The 15,727-nt window shown below is 61.0% G+C and carries 5 protein-coding genes and 1 pseudogene; 3 read left to right on the top strand and 3 right to left on the bottom strand.

What is annotated here, in order from left to right:
- Nucleotides 1–4: 4 nt before the first annotated feature.
- Nucleotides 5–970 (top strand): annotated as a pseudogene (locus ACVI9W_RS05680) (methyl-accepting chemotaxis protein); the annotation flags it as partial.
- A gap of 78 nt (nt 971–1,048) precedes the next feature.
- Nucleotides 1,049–1,648 (top strand): tRNA-uridine aminocarboxypropyltransferase, encoded by a 600-nt coding sequence (locus ACVI9W_RS05675; RefSeq protein WP_461529432.1) that lies wholly within the window; start codon nt 1,049–1,051, stop codon nt 1,646–1,648.
- A 64-nt stretch (nt 1,649–1,712) separates the two neighbouring features.
- Here the strand turns inward: ACVI9W_RS05675 and ACVI9W_RS05670 are convergent, their stop codons facing one another.
- Genes ACVI9W_RS05670 through ACVI9W_RS05660 form a run of 3 tightly spaced genes read right to left on the bottom strand, consistent with a single transcriptional unit; the run spans nt 1,713 to nt 6,639 of the window.
- On the bottom strand, nt 1,713–3,068 hold the full coding sequence (locus tag ACVI9W_RS05670) for an HlyD family type I secretion periplasmic adaptor subunit (protein ID WP_461529431.1): 1,356 nt from the start codon (nt 3,066–3,068) through the stop codon (nt 1,713–1,715).
- A gap of 11 nt (nt 3,069–3,079) precedes the next feature.
- Nucleotides 3,080–5,227 carry a type I secretion system permease/ATPase gene (locus ACVI9W_RS05665; RefSeq protein WP_371262006.1) on the bottom strand — a complete coding sequence of 716 codons (2,148 nt, stop codon included), beginning with the start codon at nt 5,225–5,227 and terminating at the stop codon, nt 3,080–3,082.
- A gap of 38 nt (nt 5,228–5,265) precedes the next feature.
- Complete coding sequence (locus ACVI9W_RS05660; RefSeq protein ID WP_038613551.1) at nt 5,266–6,639, bottom strand: TolC family outer membrane protein; 1,374 nt, start codon at nt 6,637–6,639, stop codon at nt 5,266–5,268.
- Nucleotides 6,640–7,158: 519 nt separating this feature from the next.
- On the opposite strand from ACVI9W_RS05660, the gene ACVI9W_RS05655 reads away from it, so the two are divergent.
- Nucleotides 7,159–15,717 carry a retention module-containing protein gene (locus tag ACVI9W_RS05655; protein ID WP_461529430.1) on the top strand — a complete coding sequence of 2,853 codons (8,559 nt, stop codon included), beginning with the start codon at nt 7,159–7,161 and terminating at the stop codon, nt 15,715–15,717.
- The last annotated feature ends 10 nt before the right edge of the window (nt 15,718–15,727 follow it).

Here is a 15,727-nt window from a genome sequence, read left to right as displayed (position 1 = left end):
GCGCACCCTGTCCGAGCATCCGAAAGCGTTCACCAGCCCGCTTGTAGCCCTGACCTACAGCGACAACAAAGGCCTGCAAGGGCAACTGGACCTGGCCATCCTCAGCGAGGAAGCGCGGCTGCAGACCGCGCTGACCCGCTTGGTCGACGCCGGTGTCGGGGTCAAGGCGCGGGCCGCGCAATCCTCGGACCTGTCTGGTGCCCAGGCGCAGATGCTCGACCGCCAGCGCAGCGAAACCGATCAGTCGGCCACGGCCATCGCGCAGATGGCCGCGACCATCCAGGAGGTCACTCACAACGTCCAGAATACCGCCTCGGCCGCCGCCGATGCCGATCAGCTGGCCCAGCAGGGTAGTGACCTGGCGCAGCAAAGCCTGCGGGCCATGGGCAGCATGAGTGAAGCGGTCAATGACATCGGTCAGGCGGTCAACGCCCTGGCCGAGCAGACTCAGTCGATTGGCAGTGTGGTGGATGTGATCACTTCAATTGCCGAGCAGACCAATCTGCTTGCCCTGAATGCAGCGATTGAAGCGGCGCGGGCTGGTGAGCAGGGGCGCGGATTTGCGGTGGTGGCTGACGAAGTTCGTTCGTTGGCCCAGCGTACCCGCACCTCCACCGAGGAAATCCACCAGATCATTGCGTCGTTGCGTGATGGTGCACAGCGGGCGGTGTCCACGGCGAGCAAGGGCGAGCAGATCTCCAGAGACAGCGTGCAGCGTGTCGAAGCGGTGCAGTCGGCATTGGTGGGGATAACCCAGGCGGTCAGCCGTATTACCGGCATGAGTCAGCAGATGGCCACGGCCTCTGAACAGCAGAGTCATGTCGCTGAAGATATCAATCAGCAAATCACCCGCATCGCCCAACTCTGTGATCACAGTGCCGGACAGGCCAAGCAGGGCGCCGAGATTAGCCAGGACCTGGAGCGCATGGCCGAATACCTGTACAGCCTGGCCGAGCGTTTCAACCGCTGACACCTTTTATCTCTCCCACAGGGAAGTGGGCTTTTTCCGGGACTGCTGTGGCACACTTTGCCCGTCCAGGAGAACCCGATGTCCAGAATCCAGTGCGAGCGCTGCCTGCGCCCACAAGCCCATTGCCTTTGCCCGTTGATCCCGTCCCTTGATAGCCGCACCCGTGTGCTGGTGTTGCAGCATCCGAGTGAAGTACGTCATGCCCTCAATACCGCGAAACTGGCGGCACTGGGTTTGCGTAACAGTGAATTGCGGGTAGGTGAGGCGTTCGAGAATCTGGCCGCGCTGATCGAGGTGCCGGGGTACCGCAGTGCGTTGCTGTTTCCCGGCGATCAGGCTCAGCCTCTGGCTGCTTATGCCGACGATCAGGATCAACGCCCATGGCTGCTGGTGGTGCCCGATGGCACCTGGCGCAAGGTGAGCAAGCTGCTGCACATGAATCCGTCGCTGGCAGCCTTGCCGCGGGTGACGCTGGCCCAGGTCCTGCCTTCGCGCTACCGCTTGCGCAAAGCGCCGGCTGACGGAGCACTGTCGACCTTGGAAGCAGTGGTGCAGGCGTTGAATGTGCTGGAGGCGCCGCTGTCTTTCGATGCGCTGCTCAAGCCTTTCGAAGCCTTGATCGAAGGGCAGATCGAGGCGATGGGGCGCGAGACGTACGAGCGTAATCATTTGCGTTGATTATCGCGGGGCAAGCCCGCTCCCACAGAGCCCCTCCGGTGGGAGCGGGCTTGCCCCGCGATGCTCAACGCTCGCGCATGGCTTCAGTGCGCGCCTTGAGCACCGGCTTGAGCAGATAATCCAGCACGCTTTTCTGGCCGGTGATGATGTCCACCGTGGCAGTCATCCCGGGAATGATCAGCAAAGGTTTGTTATCACCACCCAGGTGGTTTTTGTCGGTGCGCACCTGAATCAGGTAGAACGAATTGCCCTTGTCATCGGTGACGGTGTCGGCGCTGATCAGTTCCAGCTTGGCCTTCAGACCGCCATAGATGGTGTAGTCGTAGGCGCTGAACTTGACCATGGCCGACTGCCCCGGGTGCAGGAAGGCAACGTCCTGCGGGCGCACCTTGGCTTCGATCAGCAGATTGTCTTCCAGTGGCACGATCTCCAGCAGATCGCTGCCCGGCTGGACCACGCCACCGATGGTGTTGACCTTGAGCAGCTTGATGATGCCATGCACCGGCGAAACCACCGTGGTGCGCGTGACCCGGTCGTCGATGGCGATGCTTGATGCAGTGATTTTCGACAGGTCGGTGCGTTTCTCGTTGAGCTCCTTGGCCGCTTCCGAACGGAAACCGGCTTCCGACTCTTCGATCTTGCTCTTGATCTCCGCCACCGCCGCCTCGGCGCGGGGAATCGCCAGGGTGGTGGCGTTCAGCGAACCACGGGCTTCCACGGTGCTGCGCTTGAGGCGCAAGATCTCCACGGGGGAAATCGCCCCGGTGCCCACCAGCGGCGTCGACATGTTCAGTTCTTGCTGCAGCAGGGCCAGCGCCGAGCGGTACTGCTCGGCCTTGGAGCGGAACTCGGCCAGCTCCTGGGTCTTCTGCCGTAGCTGCTCGCTGAGGGTCTGCTTCTCGCTGGTCAGGCGGCGTTGCCGGGACTGGTACAACGACAGCTCGTCCTCGGCCACCTGCGGCGCTTTGCTGCGTACTTCTTCAGAAACTTCAAAGGGGCGCCCCTCAGCCTCGGCCGACAGGCGTTCGACCTGGGCGGTGAGGGCATAGCGATCCGCTTCGCTCTCGCCTTTGTTGGACAGAAAGCGCGTGTCGTCCAGGCGCAGCAAGGTATCGCCCTTGTTGACCATCTGCCCTTCGCGAACAAAGATTTCGGTGACGATGCCGCCTTCCAGGTTCTGGATCACCTGCACCTTACTCGACGGTATCGCCTTGCCTTCGCCCATGGTGACCTCATCCAGCACCGCGAACCAGGCCCAGGTCAGGGCCACCAGCAACAAGGCGGCGGCCAGCCATACGGTGATGCGCGACAGGCGCGGCGAGTCCTGCAATGTTGCGCCGGCCACGTCCGGCATGTAGTCGCGTTCGGCGGTTTTGCCGAAGCTCTGGAAATAACTGCGCAAGCCTTGGCTGATGGACATGACGAGATCCCCTAGATGGCCGAACCAACCCGGCCTTTGCGCAGTGCATCGATAACCGCTTCCTTCGGCCCGTCGGCCACCACCTTGCCGTTGTCCAGCACCAGCAGGCGGTCGACCAGGCTGAGCATCGAGGTACGGTGGGTGACCAGCAGCAGGGTCTTGCCCTGGACCCAGCCATGTAGGCGTTGGCGCAACTGGTCTTCGCTGGCGTTGTCCATATGGCTGGTGGGTTCGTCGAGGATCATGATCGGCGGCTCCAGCAGCATCGCCCGGGCCAGCAGCACAGACTGGCGCTGGCCACCGGACAGCAACTGGCCGCGTTCACCGACCGGGCGATCGAAACCTTGCGGATGCTGGCGCGCCAGTTCACTGACGCCAGTCAGCTCGGCGACTTCCAGCATGCGTGCATCACTCACATAGCGCGCGCCGAGGGTGAGGTTGTCGCGCAGACTGCCGGCCAGCAGCGGCAGGTCATGGGCGACATAGCCGATCTGGTTGCGCAGGTCGGCGATATCGAGTTGGCGCAGGTCGAGGTTGTCGAGCAGGATCTGTCCTTCGTCCGGCGCATAAAAGCCCATCAGCAGGCGGGCCAGGGTGCTTTTGCCCGAACCGCTACGGCCGATGATGCCGATGCGCTCGCCGGGTTTGACGCTGAAATTCACGGCATTGAGCGCGGCGGCGTTCTGCCCGGTATAGCGAAAGCTGACATGGCTGACCTCAAGGGCGCCGTGCAGCTGGGTGCGCTCCAGCGGTTGCTGCCCTGCCTGACGCTCTTGCGGCAGGGCCATCAACGCGTCGGTACTGCGCATGGTCAGCTGCGCTTGCTGATAACGGGTAATCAGCCCAGCGATCTGGCCCAGCGGGGCCAGTACCCGGCTGCCGAGCATGTAGCTGGCGACCAGGGCGCCGACACTGAGGTTGCCGGCAATGATGCTGTAGACCCCGGCAACAATGGTCGCCATGCCGCAGAATTGCTGGATGAACAACGTACCGTTGGTGGCCAGCGCCGACAGATTTCGGGCATGGGCGTCGAGGCGGGTCAGGGCGCCGTGGGTGCTTTCCCATTGGTACTGACGCTCACTCTCGGCACTGCAGGCTTTAAGGGTTTCCAGGCCGCCGAGGGTTTCGATCAGCAGGGCCTGGCGCACCGCCCCCAGGGCCAGGCTCTTTTGCACGGTGTCGCGCAGACGTACCTGAATCAGCAGGGCGAAGATAATGGTGACGGGAAAGGCAACCAGCGGAATCACCACCAGCCAGCCGCCGAGCAGGCCGATCACCAGGAGCATCAGCACCACGAAGGGCAGGTCGATGATGCTGGTCAGAGTCACGGCGGTGAGAAATTCGCGCAGGCCCTGGAAGTCATGGATGCTTTGTGCAAAACCACCGATGGTGGCCGGGCGGGCCTTCATCGACATGCCGGTGATGCGCTCGAACAATGTTGCCGAAAGAATCAGGTCAGTCTTTTTCCCGGCCTGATCCAGCAGGTGGGCGCGCACCACGCGCAGAATCAATTCGAACAGGGTGCCGATCAACAGGCCGACCACCAGCACCCAGAGGGTCGAGATGGCCTGGTTGGGCACGACCCGGTCGTAGGTCTGCATGACGAACAACGGCACCATCAGGCCGAGCAGGTTGATCAGCAAACTGGCCAGCAGCGCATCGCTGTAAAGCCAGCGTGACAGTTTCAGGGTGTCGCGAAACCAGGCGTTGACCCGCGGCATCAACGGCGCGCGCAGGTCTTCGAGCTCATGCCGGGGGCGGGCGAACAGCGCTTCGCCGCTATAGGCCTCGGCCAGTTCCTCGCGGCTGACCCATTGTTCGCCACCTTCCGCCTCGCTGGGCAGGATCAACGCCTTGCCATCATCGCCCCAGCGCCGCAGCACGGCGCAGCGGCCCTGTTTGAGCAGCAATAGCACAGGCAGGTTGAGCGCCGAAATAGCGTCCAGTTCCCGGCGCAGCACGCGCGCCTGTAAACCGGCGCGGGCGGCGGCGCGTGGCAGCAGGTCGAGGCTCAAACGCTGCTGGGCCAAGGGCAGGCCGGCACTCAGGCCGGCACGGCTGAGCGTGCAACCGTGCAGCTTGCAGAGAATCAGCAAACCATCGAGTAACGGGTCATCGAAACTCAGGCGCGGATCCGCCGCCGAGCTCGCAGGTTGCATGCTGGTCACAATGGCCTACTCCTGCAGCAGATTGCGGCTTAGCGCATGTCGGGCAGACGTGCTTCGCTCTTCACTTCACTCTGGGCAATCGCCTCAGGTGGCAGCGAGATGCGTTGCTTGTTCAGCAGTTCACCCATGTTGGCCAACACCCGGTACATCGAGAATTCCTCGATATAGCGCACCTCGGTGTAGCGACGGTTGGCGTTGTACAGCTCGTTTTCACTGTCGAGCAGGTCGAGCAGGGTCCGTTGGCCGAGACCGAACTGATCCTGGTAAGCCGCGCGCACCCGGGTAGTGGTGTCAGCGTACTCGCGGGCGGTCGGGGTTTGCTTGCGGGCATTGGTCATGGCGTTCCAGGACAGTGCCAGGTCCTCGTTGAGGGTGCGCAAGGCATTGTTGCGGATGTCCATGGCCTGGTTGATCTTGTGCGCATCCGACTGCAGGCGGGCCTTGTCGCTGCCGCCGCGAAACAGGTTGTAGCTGAGCTCGACACCGGCCTGCCAGTCGTTGTTGTCGTGACCGACCTGGCCTGCGGTGTTGTTGTTGGCACCGGTGGCCAACACCGCATCCAGGCGCGGATAGAACGGTGATTTGGCGACTTCGTACTGCTGCTCGGCGGCTTGTACATCAGCCTGGGCCGACTTCAGGTAGGGGTTGTGCTCAAGCATGTCCTGACGTGCGTCGAGCAGGCTGGCAGGCATCTCGCCCTTGATGGTGACCGGCGTTTCCAGCTCATCGGGGACGCGGCCGATGACACTGTAGAAATTGGCTTCGGCATCGGCCAGGTCGACTTCGGCGGTGTACAGGTTGTTTTCCGCCAGGGCGCGACGGGCGGTGGACTGGTCAAGGTCGGCGGTGCTGCCTACACCCCGTTCGCTACGCAAACCGATCTGGTCGTTGACGCGCAGGTGAGCCTGCAGGTTGTTCTTGGCCAGGGTCACCAGCTCCCGGCGCTTGAGCACCTCCAGGTATACCTCGACAGCGCGCAGGCTGATGCTTTGGGCGGTTGCTTGGGTGTAGTAGGCGCGGGAGTTGACCACCGCTTCGGTACGGCCGACTTCGTTCGAGGTGTTGAAACCGTCGAACAGCATCTGCCGCAAGCGCAGGTCGGACTGGGTGTAGTTCAGGGTTTCCTTGTTGTGATTGGATGTGCCGTCGGGGTTGGTGAAGCGAGTGTTGGTGTTATCCGACTTTTGCCGACCGTAGCCGGCAACCAGGTCAACGCGGGGATACCAACCGCCTTTGGCAACCTTGACGTCTTCGTCTGCGGATAAGCGATTGTTGCGGCTGGCGTTGATTTCCGGATGTTGGTCCACGGCGCTTTGCACAGCTTCCGTAAGCGACATCGCCTGAGCATTGGCACATGCCATGGCCAATAGAATTGCGCCGGTGATGGGGGTCAAAACGCGCATGGGGTACTTCTCCCTGATCTCAAATTTGGGTGTAGCTGCCGTCATATTTTTGACGAACTTTTAAGGTCAAACCGTTTCAGGCTTGTAACAACAGAGCTAAGAACATTTATAAGGCGAGCTAAGAAGAATTTTTCATAAGGGTTATGCGAAAAAAAACTTATGCGGTCTAAGGAATCCACGACATTGTTCATATCAGGCGACCCGTTGATACGGCGCTAGAGTCCATTTTTCGGGCGCCAGAGAAAGTTCAGTTTTTTTTTGCGGCAAAGGGCACGGATGTAGCGGAGGGGATGGAGGAAGATCAGTTGTTGGCGACAATTTTTTGGCAGATGCCAAATCGCCAGCTCGCTTTTCCACGTTCACAAAGTGTCTGGCAGGCGAAGGTGTTGATTTCATTGAAATCGACCTTCGCCTTCAGCGCTTTCCAGGTGTTGGTCCAGGGCAGGTGCCGTAGGCCGACCACGCGAGATTCAGGGTGCTTTTCTGCGAAAAACCGTTCCGCAGCGGAGGAGAGCGCTCATGGCCAAGTTAATCGGTATTGTCAGCAAAGTAGTCGGTGAGGTCTTCGCCGTCGCCAATGACGGGACACGTCGGGTGCTGGCCGAAGGTGACCGGCTGTTTGCCGGCGAGCAGTTGCAGACGGGGGCAGCCGGTGCGGTGGCCGTGGATCTGCAAAATGGTGCCGAATTGACCTTGGGCCGTGACAGCAGTCTGGCGATGTCCCCGCAGTTGCTGGTTAACCAGGCGCCTCAAGTCGATGCGCCGCAGGCGCCGGCGCCAAGTCAGGCGCAACTCACCGATGTGGAAAAACTCCAGCAAGCAATCGCCTCGGGCGCCGACCCGAGCCAGGATGCCGATCCGACGGCGGCCGGTCCTGGGAGTGGGGGCTCGTCGGGTGCGCTCGGCGGTGGTCATTCCTTTGTCATGCTCAACGAAGTGGGCGGTCGGGTTGACCCGGTCATCGGATTCCCGACAGCGGGTTTCAACGGCTTTGTCGAAGTACCAGAGCTGGATGTCGGCGATCTCAATAACAACAATGACGCGCTGCTGCCATCGCCACTGCCACCGGTGGTCAACAACCCGGTCACTATCGAAGGTTTGCAGGTTGACGGGGGCGAGCTGAACCTCAACGAAGCCAGTCTGGCCCAAGGCTCGGCAAGTGATCCCGCCGCCTTGACCCGGGCCGGCAGCTTTACTGTGGTGGCGCCGGATGGTGTGTTCAACCTGAATGTCGGTGGCATCAACGTCGTCACGGCTGGCGCTGTGACCGGTGTGGGGCAATCCATCACTACCGCGTTGGGCAACGTGTTGACCATCACCGGTTACGATGCTGCTACCGGTGTGGTCAGTTACAGCTACACCTTGAGCAACACCGAGACACATCCGGACGGCGCTGGAGCCAATGCACAGGGCGAGAGTATCAGCGTCCTGGTCAGCGACACCGATGGCGATGTGGCCAGTGGTTCGCTGGATGTCAACGTCATCGATGATATGCCGCATGCGGTAGCGGACAGCAATGCGGTGACAGCCACCGAGAGCCAGCTGACCCTGACCGGCAACGTCTTGACCAACGATGTGCAAGGCGCCGACCGTATCGCCAGCGGCCCCATCACCCCGCAGACCATTACTGGCACCTACGGCACCCTGGTCCTGGCCGCCGATGGTTCCTACACCTACACGTTGAACACCAGCGACCCGGATTTCATCAACCTGAAAGGCGGCGGTACGGGTGTCGAAAACTTCACCTACACCCTCAAGGATGCCGACGGCGACAGCAGCACCGCGACCTTGAAGATCGATGTCAGCAATCTCAACGACCCGGTAACCCTCAACGGCCTGAATGTCGAAGGCGGCGAATTGACCGTCCACGAGAAAAACCTCGGCGACGGCAGCAGTCCGAACGGCTCGGCCCTGACCCAGGGCGGCAGCTTCACCGTCGGTGCCCCGGATGGCCTGCAAACCCTGACTGTTGGCGGTATCACCGTGGTCGCTGGCGGCAATGCGGTCGGCTTCCCGCAATCGGCTACCACGCCGCAAGGCAACACCCTGACCATCACCGGCTACAACGCCAGCACCGGGGTGGTGACTTACACCTACACGCTGCTCGACAACGAGGCGCACAGCAGTGGTAACGGCACCAGCTTGAGCGAAAGCTTCACGGTGGTAGCCACTGATAGCGATGGCAGCAGCGCCAGCGGTTCGATCGATGTGAACATCGTCGACGACGCGCCCGATGCGAACGACGACATCAACACCACTACCGCCACGGAAACTCAGCTGACCCTGACCGGCAACGTACTGACCAACGATGTGCAAGGCGCTGACCGCATCGCCAGCGGCCCCATCACCCCGCAGACCATCACTGGCACCTACGGCACCCTGGTGCTCGCCGCCGATGGTTCCTACACCTACACGCTGAACACCAGCGACCCGGGCTTCATCAACCTGAAAGGCGGCGGTACGGGTGTCGAAAACTTCACCTACACCCTCAAGGACGCCGATGGCGACAGCAGCACCGCGACGTTGAAGATCGATGTCAGCAACCTCAACGACCCGGTAACCCTGAACGGCCTGAATATCGAAGGCGGCGAACTGACCGTCTACGAGAAAAACCTCAGTGACGGCAGCAACCCGAACGGCTCGGCCCTGACCCAGGGCGGCAGTTTCACCGTCAGTGCCCCGGATGGCCTGCAAACCCTGACTGTCGGCGGTATCACTGTGGTCGCTGGCGGCAATGCGGTCGGCTTCCCGCAATCGGCTACCACGCCGCAAGGCAACACCCTGACCATCACGGGCTACAACGCCAGCACCGGGGTGGTGACTTACACCTACACGCTGCTCGACAACGAAGCGCATAGCAGCGGTAACGGCACCAGCTTGAGCGAAAGCTTCACGGTGGTAGCCACTGATAGCGATGGCAGCGGCGCCAGCGGTTCGATTGATGTGAACATCGTCGACGACGCGCCCGATGCGAACGACGACATCAACACCACTATCGCCACGGAAACTCAACTGACCCTGACCGGCAACGTGCTGAGCAACGATGTGCAAGGCGCCGACCGCATCGCCAGCGGACCGATCACCCCGCAAACCATCACTGGTACCTACGGCACCCTGGTCCTGGCCGCCGATGGTTCCTACACCTACACGCTGAACACCAGCGACCCTGACTTCATCAACCTGAAAGGCGGCGGTACGGGTGTCGAGAACTTCACCTACACCCTCAAGGATGTCGACGGCGACAGCAGCACGGCGAACTTGAAGATCGATGTCAGCAACCTCAACGATCCGGTAGAGATCCACGGCCTGGACCTGTGCGGCGGCGAGCTGACCTTCTATGAGAAAAACCTCAGCGACGGCAGCAGCCCGGACCAGTGGGCACTGACCAAGGGCGGCACCTTCACCGTGGTCGCCCCGGACGGTCTGCAAACCCTGACCATCGGTGGCCTCACCCTGGTCAGTGGCGGAGTGGTCAGCGCATTGCCGTTGACCGGCACCACGCCGCTGGGCAACTCGATGACCATCCATAGCTACGACCCGAGCACCGGGGTAATCGTCGGCACGTTCACCTTGCTGGACAATGAAAGCCACACCAGCGGCAACACTCTCGTCGAGCAAATCGAGGTGGTCGCGATCGATACCGATGGCAGTAAGGGCAGTGCCACCATCGATATCAATATCGTCGACGATGCACCCAAGGCGTACGACGACACCAACACCACCGTCGCCACGGAAGCTCAACTGACCCTGACCGGCAACGTCTTGACCAACGATGTGCAAGGCGCCGACCGCATCGCCAGCGGACCGATCACCCCGCAAACCATCACTGGTACCTACGGCACCCTGGTACTGGCCGCCGATGGTTCCTACACCTACACGCTGAACGCCCAGGACCCGGACTTCGTCAATCTGAAAGGCGGCGGTACGGGTGTCGAGAACTTCACCTACACCCTCAAGGATGCCGACGGCGACAGCAGTACGGCGAACTTGAAGATCGATGTCAGCAACCTCAACGATCCGGTAGAGATCCACGGCCTGGACCTGTGCGGCGGCGAGCTGACCTTCTATGAGAAAAACCTCAGCGACGGCAGCAGCCCGGACCAGTGGGCACTGACCAAGGGCGGCACCTTTACCGTGGTCGCACCGGACGGCCTGCAAACCCTGACCATCGGTGGCCTCACTTTGGTCAGTGGCGGAGTGGTCAGCGCATTGCCGCTGACCGGCACCACGCCGCTGGGCAACTCGATGACCATCCACAGCTACGACCCGAGCACCGGGGTAATCGTCGGTACGTTCACTTTGCTGGACAATGAAAGCCACACGAGCGGCAATACCCTGGTCGAGCAAATCGAGGTGGTCGCGATCGATACCGATGGCAGTAAGGGCAGTGCCACCATCGATATCAATATCGTCGACGACGCACCCAAGGCGTACGACGACACCAACACGACCACAGCGACCGAAGCTCAGCAGACCCTGACCGGAAACGTTTTGACCAACGATGTGCAGGGCGCCGACCGCATCGCCAGCGGCCCCATCACCCCACAAACCATCACCGGCACTTACGGCACCCTGGTGCTCGCCGCCGATGGTTCCTACACCTACACGCTGCACACCAACGATCCGGACTTCATCAATCTGAAAGGCGGCGTTAGTGGTGTCGAAAACTTCACTTACACCCTCAAGGATGCCGACGGCGACAGCAGCACGGCGACCTTGAAGATCGATGTCAGCAACCTCAACGATCCGGTAGAGATCCATGGTCTGGACCTGTGCGGCGGCGAGCTGACCTTCTACGAGAAAAACCTCAGCGACGGCAGCAGCCCGGACCAGTGGGCACTGACCAAGGGCGGCACCTTCACCGTGGTCGCCCCGGACGGTCTGCAAACCCTGACCATCGGTGGCCTCACTTTGGTCAGTGGCGGAGTGGTCAGCGCATTGCCGCTGACCGGCACCACGCCGCTGGGCAACTCGATGACCATCCACAGCTACGACCCGAGCACGGGGGTAATCGTCGGCACGTTCACCTTGGTGGACAATGAAAGCCACACCAGCGGCAACACTCTCGTTGAGCAAATCGAGGTGGTCGCGATCGATACCGATGGCAGTAAGGGCAGTGCCACCATCGATATCAATATCGTCGACGATGCACCCAAGGCGTACGACGACACCAACACCACCGTCGCCACGGAAGCTCAACTGACCCTGACCGGCAACGTCTTGACCAACGATGTGCAAGGCGCCGACCGCATCGCCAGCGGCCCCATCACCCCACAAACCATCACCGGCACTTACGGCACCCTGGTGCTCGCCGCCGATGGTTCCTACACCTACACGCTGCACACCAACGATCCGGACTTCATCAATCTGAAAGGCGGCGTTAGTGGTGTCGAAAACTTCACTTACACCCTCAAGGATGCCGACGGCGACAGCAGCACGGCGACCTTGAAGATCGATGTCAGCAACCTCAACGATCCGGTAGAGATCCATGGTCTGGACCTGTGCGGCGGCGAGCTGACCTTCTACGAGAAAAACCTCAGCGACGGCAGCAGCCCGGACCAGTGGGCGCTGACCAAGGGCGGCACCTTTACCGTGGTCGCACCGGACGGTCTGCAAACCCTGACCATCGGTGGCCTCACCCTGGTCAGTGGCGGAGTGGTTAGCGCATTGCCGCTGACCGGCACCACGCCGCTGGGCAACTCGATGACCATCCACAGCTACGACCCTAGCACCGGGGTAATCGTCGGCACGTTCACTTTGCTGGACAATGAAAGCCACACCAGCGGCAACACCCTGGTCGAGCAAATCGAGGTGGTCGCGATCGATACCGATGGCAGTAAGGGCAGTGCCACCATCGATATCAATATCGTCGACGACGCACCCAAGGCGTACGACGACACCAACACGACCACAGCGACCGAAGCTCAGCAGACCCTGACCGGAAACGTTTTGACCAACGATGTGCAGGGCGCCGACCGCATCGCCAGCGGCCCCATCACCCCGCAAACCATCACCGGCACCTACGGCACCCTGGTCCTGGCCGCCGACGGCAGCTACACCTACACGCTGCACACCAACGATCCGGATTTCATCAATCTGAAAGGTGGCGTTAGTGGTGTCGAAAACTTCACCTACACCCTCAAGGATGCCGACGGCGACAGCAGCACGGCGACCTTGAAGATCGATGTCAGCAGCGTGGACCATCCGGTGGTCATCGATGGTCTGAGTGTCAACGGTGGCGAACTGACCGTCTACGAAAAAAACCTCAGCGACGGCAGCAGCCCGGATTCGCCAGCGTTAACCCACACGGGCAGCTTCACCGTGACTGCCCCGGATGGTCTGCAAACCCTGACTGTAGGGGGCATCACCGTAGTCAGCGGCGGCAATGTTGCCGGCTTCCCGCAAACGGGTACGACGCCCTTTGGCAATTCGTTGACCATCACCGGGTACAACGCCAGTACCGGCGTGGTCAGTTACACCTACACCTTGCTGGACAGCGAAAGCCATGCGAATGCCAATGGCATCAACAACCTCAACGAGCCCATCACTGTCACGGCAACCGATAAAGACGGCAGCACTGCCCAGGCAACCCTGGATGTAAACATCGTTGACGATGTAGCCGCGGTGGTGGGGGCAGAGCGTTCGGTGACGCCGGGGCAGATCGATACCAACCTGCTGCTGATCGTCGACGTATCCGGCAGTATGAACGATCAATCCGGTGTCGAGGGTAAGACCCGTCTGCAACTGGCCAAGGATGCCATCAGCGCTTTGCTGGACAAGTATGACGAAATGGGCGACGTCAAAGTCCAGATCGTCACCTTCAGTTCCTCAGCATCTGAACAATCCGAAGTCTGGGTATCGGTCGCCCAGGCCAAGCAGATCGTTGCCGGGCTGTCGGCGGGTGGTGGCACCAACTACGATAATGCGGTGGCCGAGGCGAAGTCGGCCTTCGCCAACGGTGGCAGTTTGACCGGCGCGCAGAACATCGGCTACTTCTTCTCCGACGGCAACCCGTCCTCGACCTCACAAGGCATCGGTACTGACGATGAGACTGCCTGGAAGTCCTTCCTCGACAGCAACGGGATCAAGTCCTACGCCATTGGGCTGGGTGACGGCGTCAATGCCAGCAATCTCAACCCGCTGGCGTATGACGGCAGCACGCATACCAATACCAACGCTGTGGTAGTTACCGACCTGAATGCGTTGAATCAGGTGTTGTCCGGTACGGTGCAAGGTGCGCCCATCACCGGCAGCCTGATGAGTGGCGGCACGTTCGGCGCCGATGGCGGTTTTATCAAAGCATTGCTGGTCGATGGTACGACTTACACCTATGACCCCAAAGGCCAGGGCAGCTACAGCGCCAGCGGTGTCGATCGCGGTTCCTTCGACACCGCAACCAATACCTTCAACATCAAAACCATCAAGGGCGGTACCTTGCTGGTTGACATGGATACCGGCGAGTTCACCTACACCCCGCCGAAAGACACCGGTACTACCGTGACCGAGAATTTCGGCTTCACTGCCAGTGACAACGATGGCGACCTGAGCAGTGCCAACCTGGTGGTTAACGTCTACTCCAATGCCGCGCCGGTGGCTGGCGCTGACCATATCATCACCAACATCCTCTCCAGCACCATTACCGTACCGGCTGAAGCACTGCTGGCCAACGACAGCGATGCCAACAACGATTTGCTCAGCGCATCACCGATTAGCTTCACGACCAATTGGGCGGCCAAAGGGGCCGGGTTCACGGTTGGCAATGGCACGCCCTCAGTCAGCTTCTCGGGATCGTCCAGTAACTTGGCCAACCAGTTGAAGGACTTGCCGCGCAGTTCGTTCCGCACCGCTTCGAACACCACCACGGCAGCGCTGCTGGTCAATGGTTATCTGGGCGCGCTCTCCAGTGGTGCCAATGCCGAGGACGTTCTGACGGTCACGCTGAAAAAAGGAGAGACGCTCAAACTGGAACACGGCCGCCCCGTCGACAACATCCTGATGGAGTGGAAGGATGAGAATGGCGTTTATCAGAGCGTTGCCGATGGCAAAAGCTTCACCGCCGGTCATGACGGGGTGTACAGCATCCACGTGGTCAACCTGCTCAATCCTGCCGGAGGCAATGCCGACGGATTGGAACGATATGCCTTGACCATGACCGTCGACTACGCCGACGCCCAGAATCAAACCTACAACGGCACCTATACGGTCAGTGACGGGCATGGCGGTACCGGCACTGGCAACGTCGATATCACTTATCAGCAAGGTAATGTCCTGACCGGGACCGATGGTCATGACACCTTGCTGGGCGGGACGGGCGGCGACACCCTCAATGCCGGTGCCGGCAATGATGTGCTGATCGGTGGCGATGGTAACGACATCCTCAACGCCGGTGACGGCAATGACTTGCTGATCGGCGGCAGCGGCAATGACCAGCTCAACGGTGGTGCCGGTATCGATACCGCCAGTTACGCCGGTGCAAGTAGCGGCGTGACCGTAAGCCTGGCGAACCTTGCCGCGCAGAATACCGGCGGGGCGGGGACCGATACCTTGAGCGGAATCGAGAACCTGATCGGCTCGGACTACAACGACAGCTTGACCGGCGATGGCAATGCCAACCTGCTCAGAGGTGGCCTGGGCAACGATGCGTTGAACGGGGGAGGCGGTAACGATGTGCTGATCGGCGGGTCGGGGAACAACACCCTCACGGGCGGCGACGGTAACGATATTTTCCTCTGGCAACAGGGTAATAGCGGGCGTGATGTCGTCACTGATTTCACCCCGGGTACAGATCGGCTCGACCTGTCGCAGTTGCTTCAGGGAGAAAACGCGACATCGGCGTCACTGGATGATTATCTGCACTTCAAGGTCACTGGCAGTGGCGCCGGGGTAGTGTCGACCATCGAGGTGAGTGCGGTGGCGGGGGCTGCGCCGAGCCAGATCATTGACCTGGCGGGGGTCAACCTGGCTCAGCACTATGGGGTGACGGCGGGAGCGGGCGGTGTGATTGCTGCCGGGCAGGACACCGCGACCATCATCAACGGGATGCTCAATGATCATTCGTTGAAGGTCGATACGGTGTAACGGCGGGGCA

It is taken from the genome of Pseudomonas sp. 210_17 TE3656 (assembly GCF_054821965.1).
The sequence above is the reverse complement of the archived record's forward strand: the minus strand, read 5'-3'. Positions and strand labels throughout refer to the sequence as shown.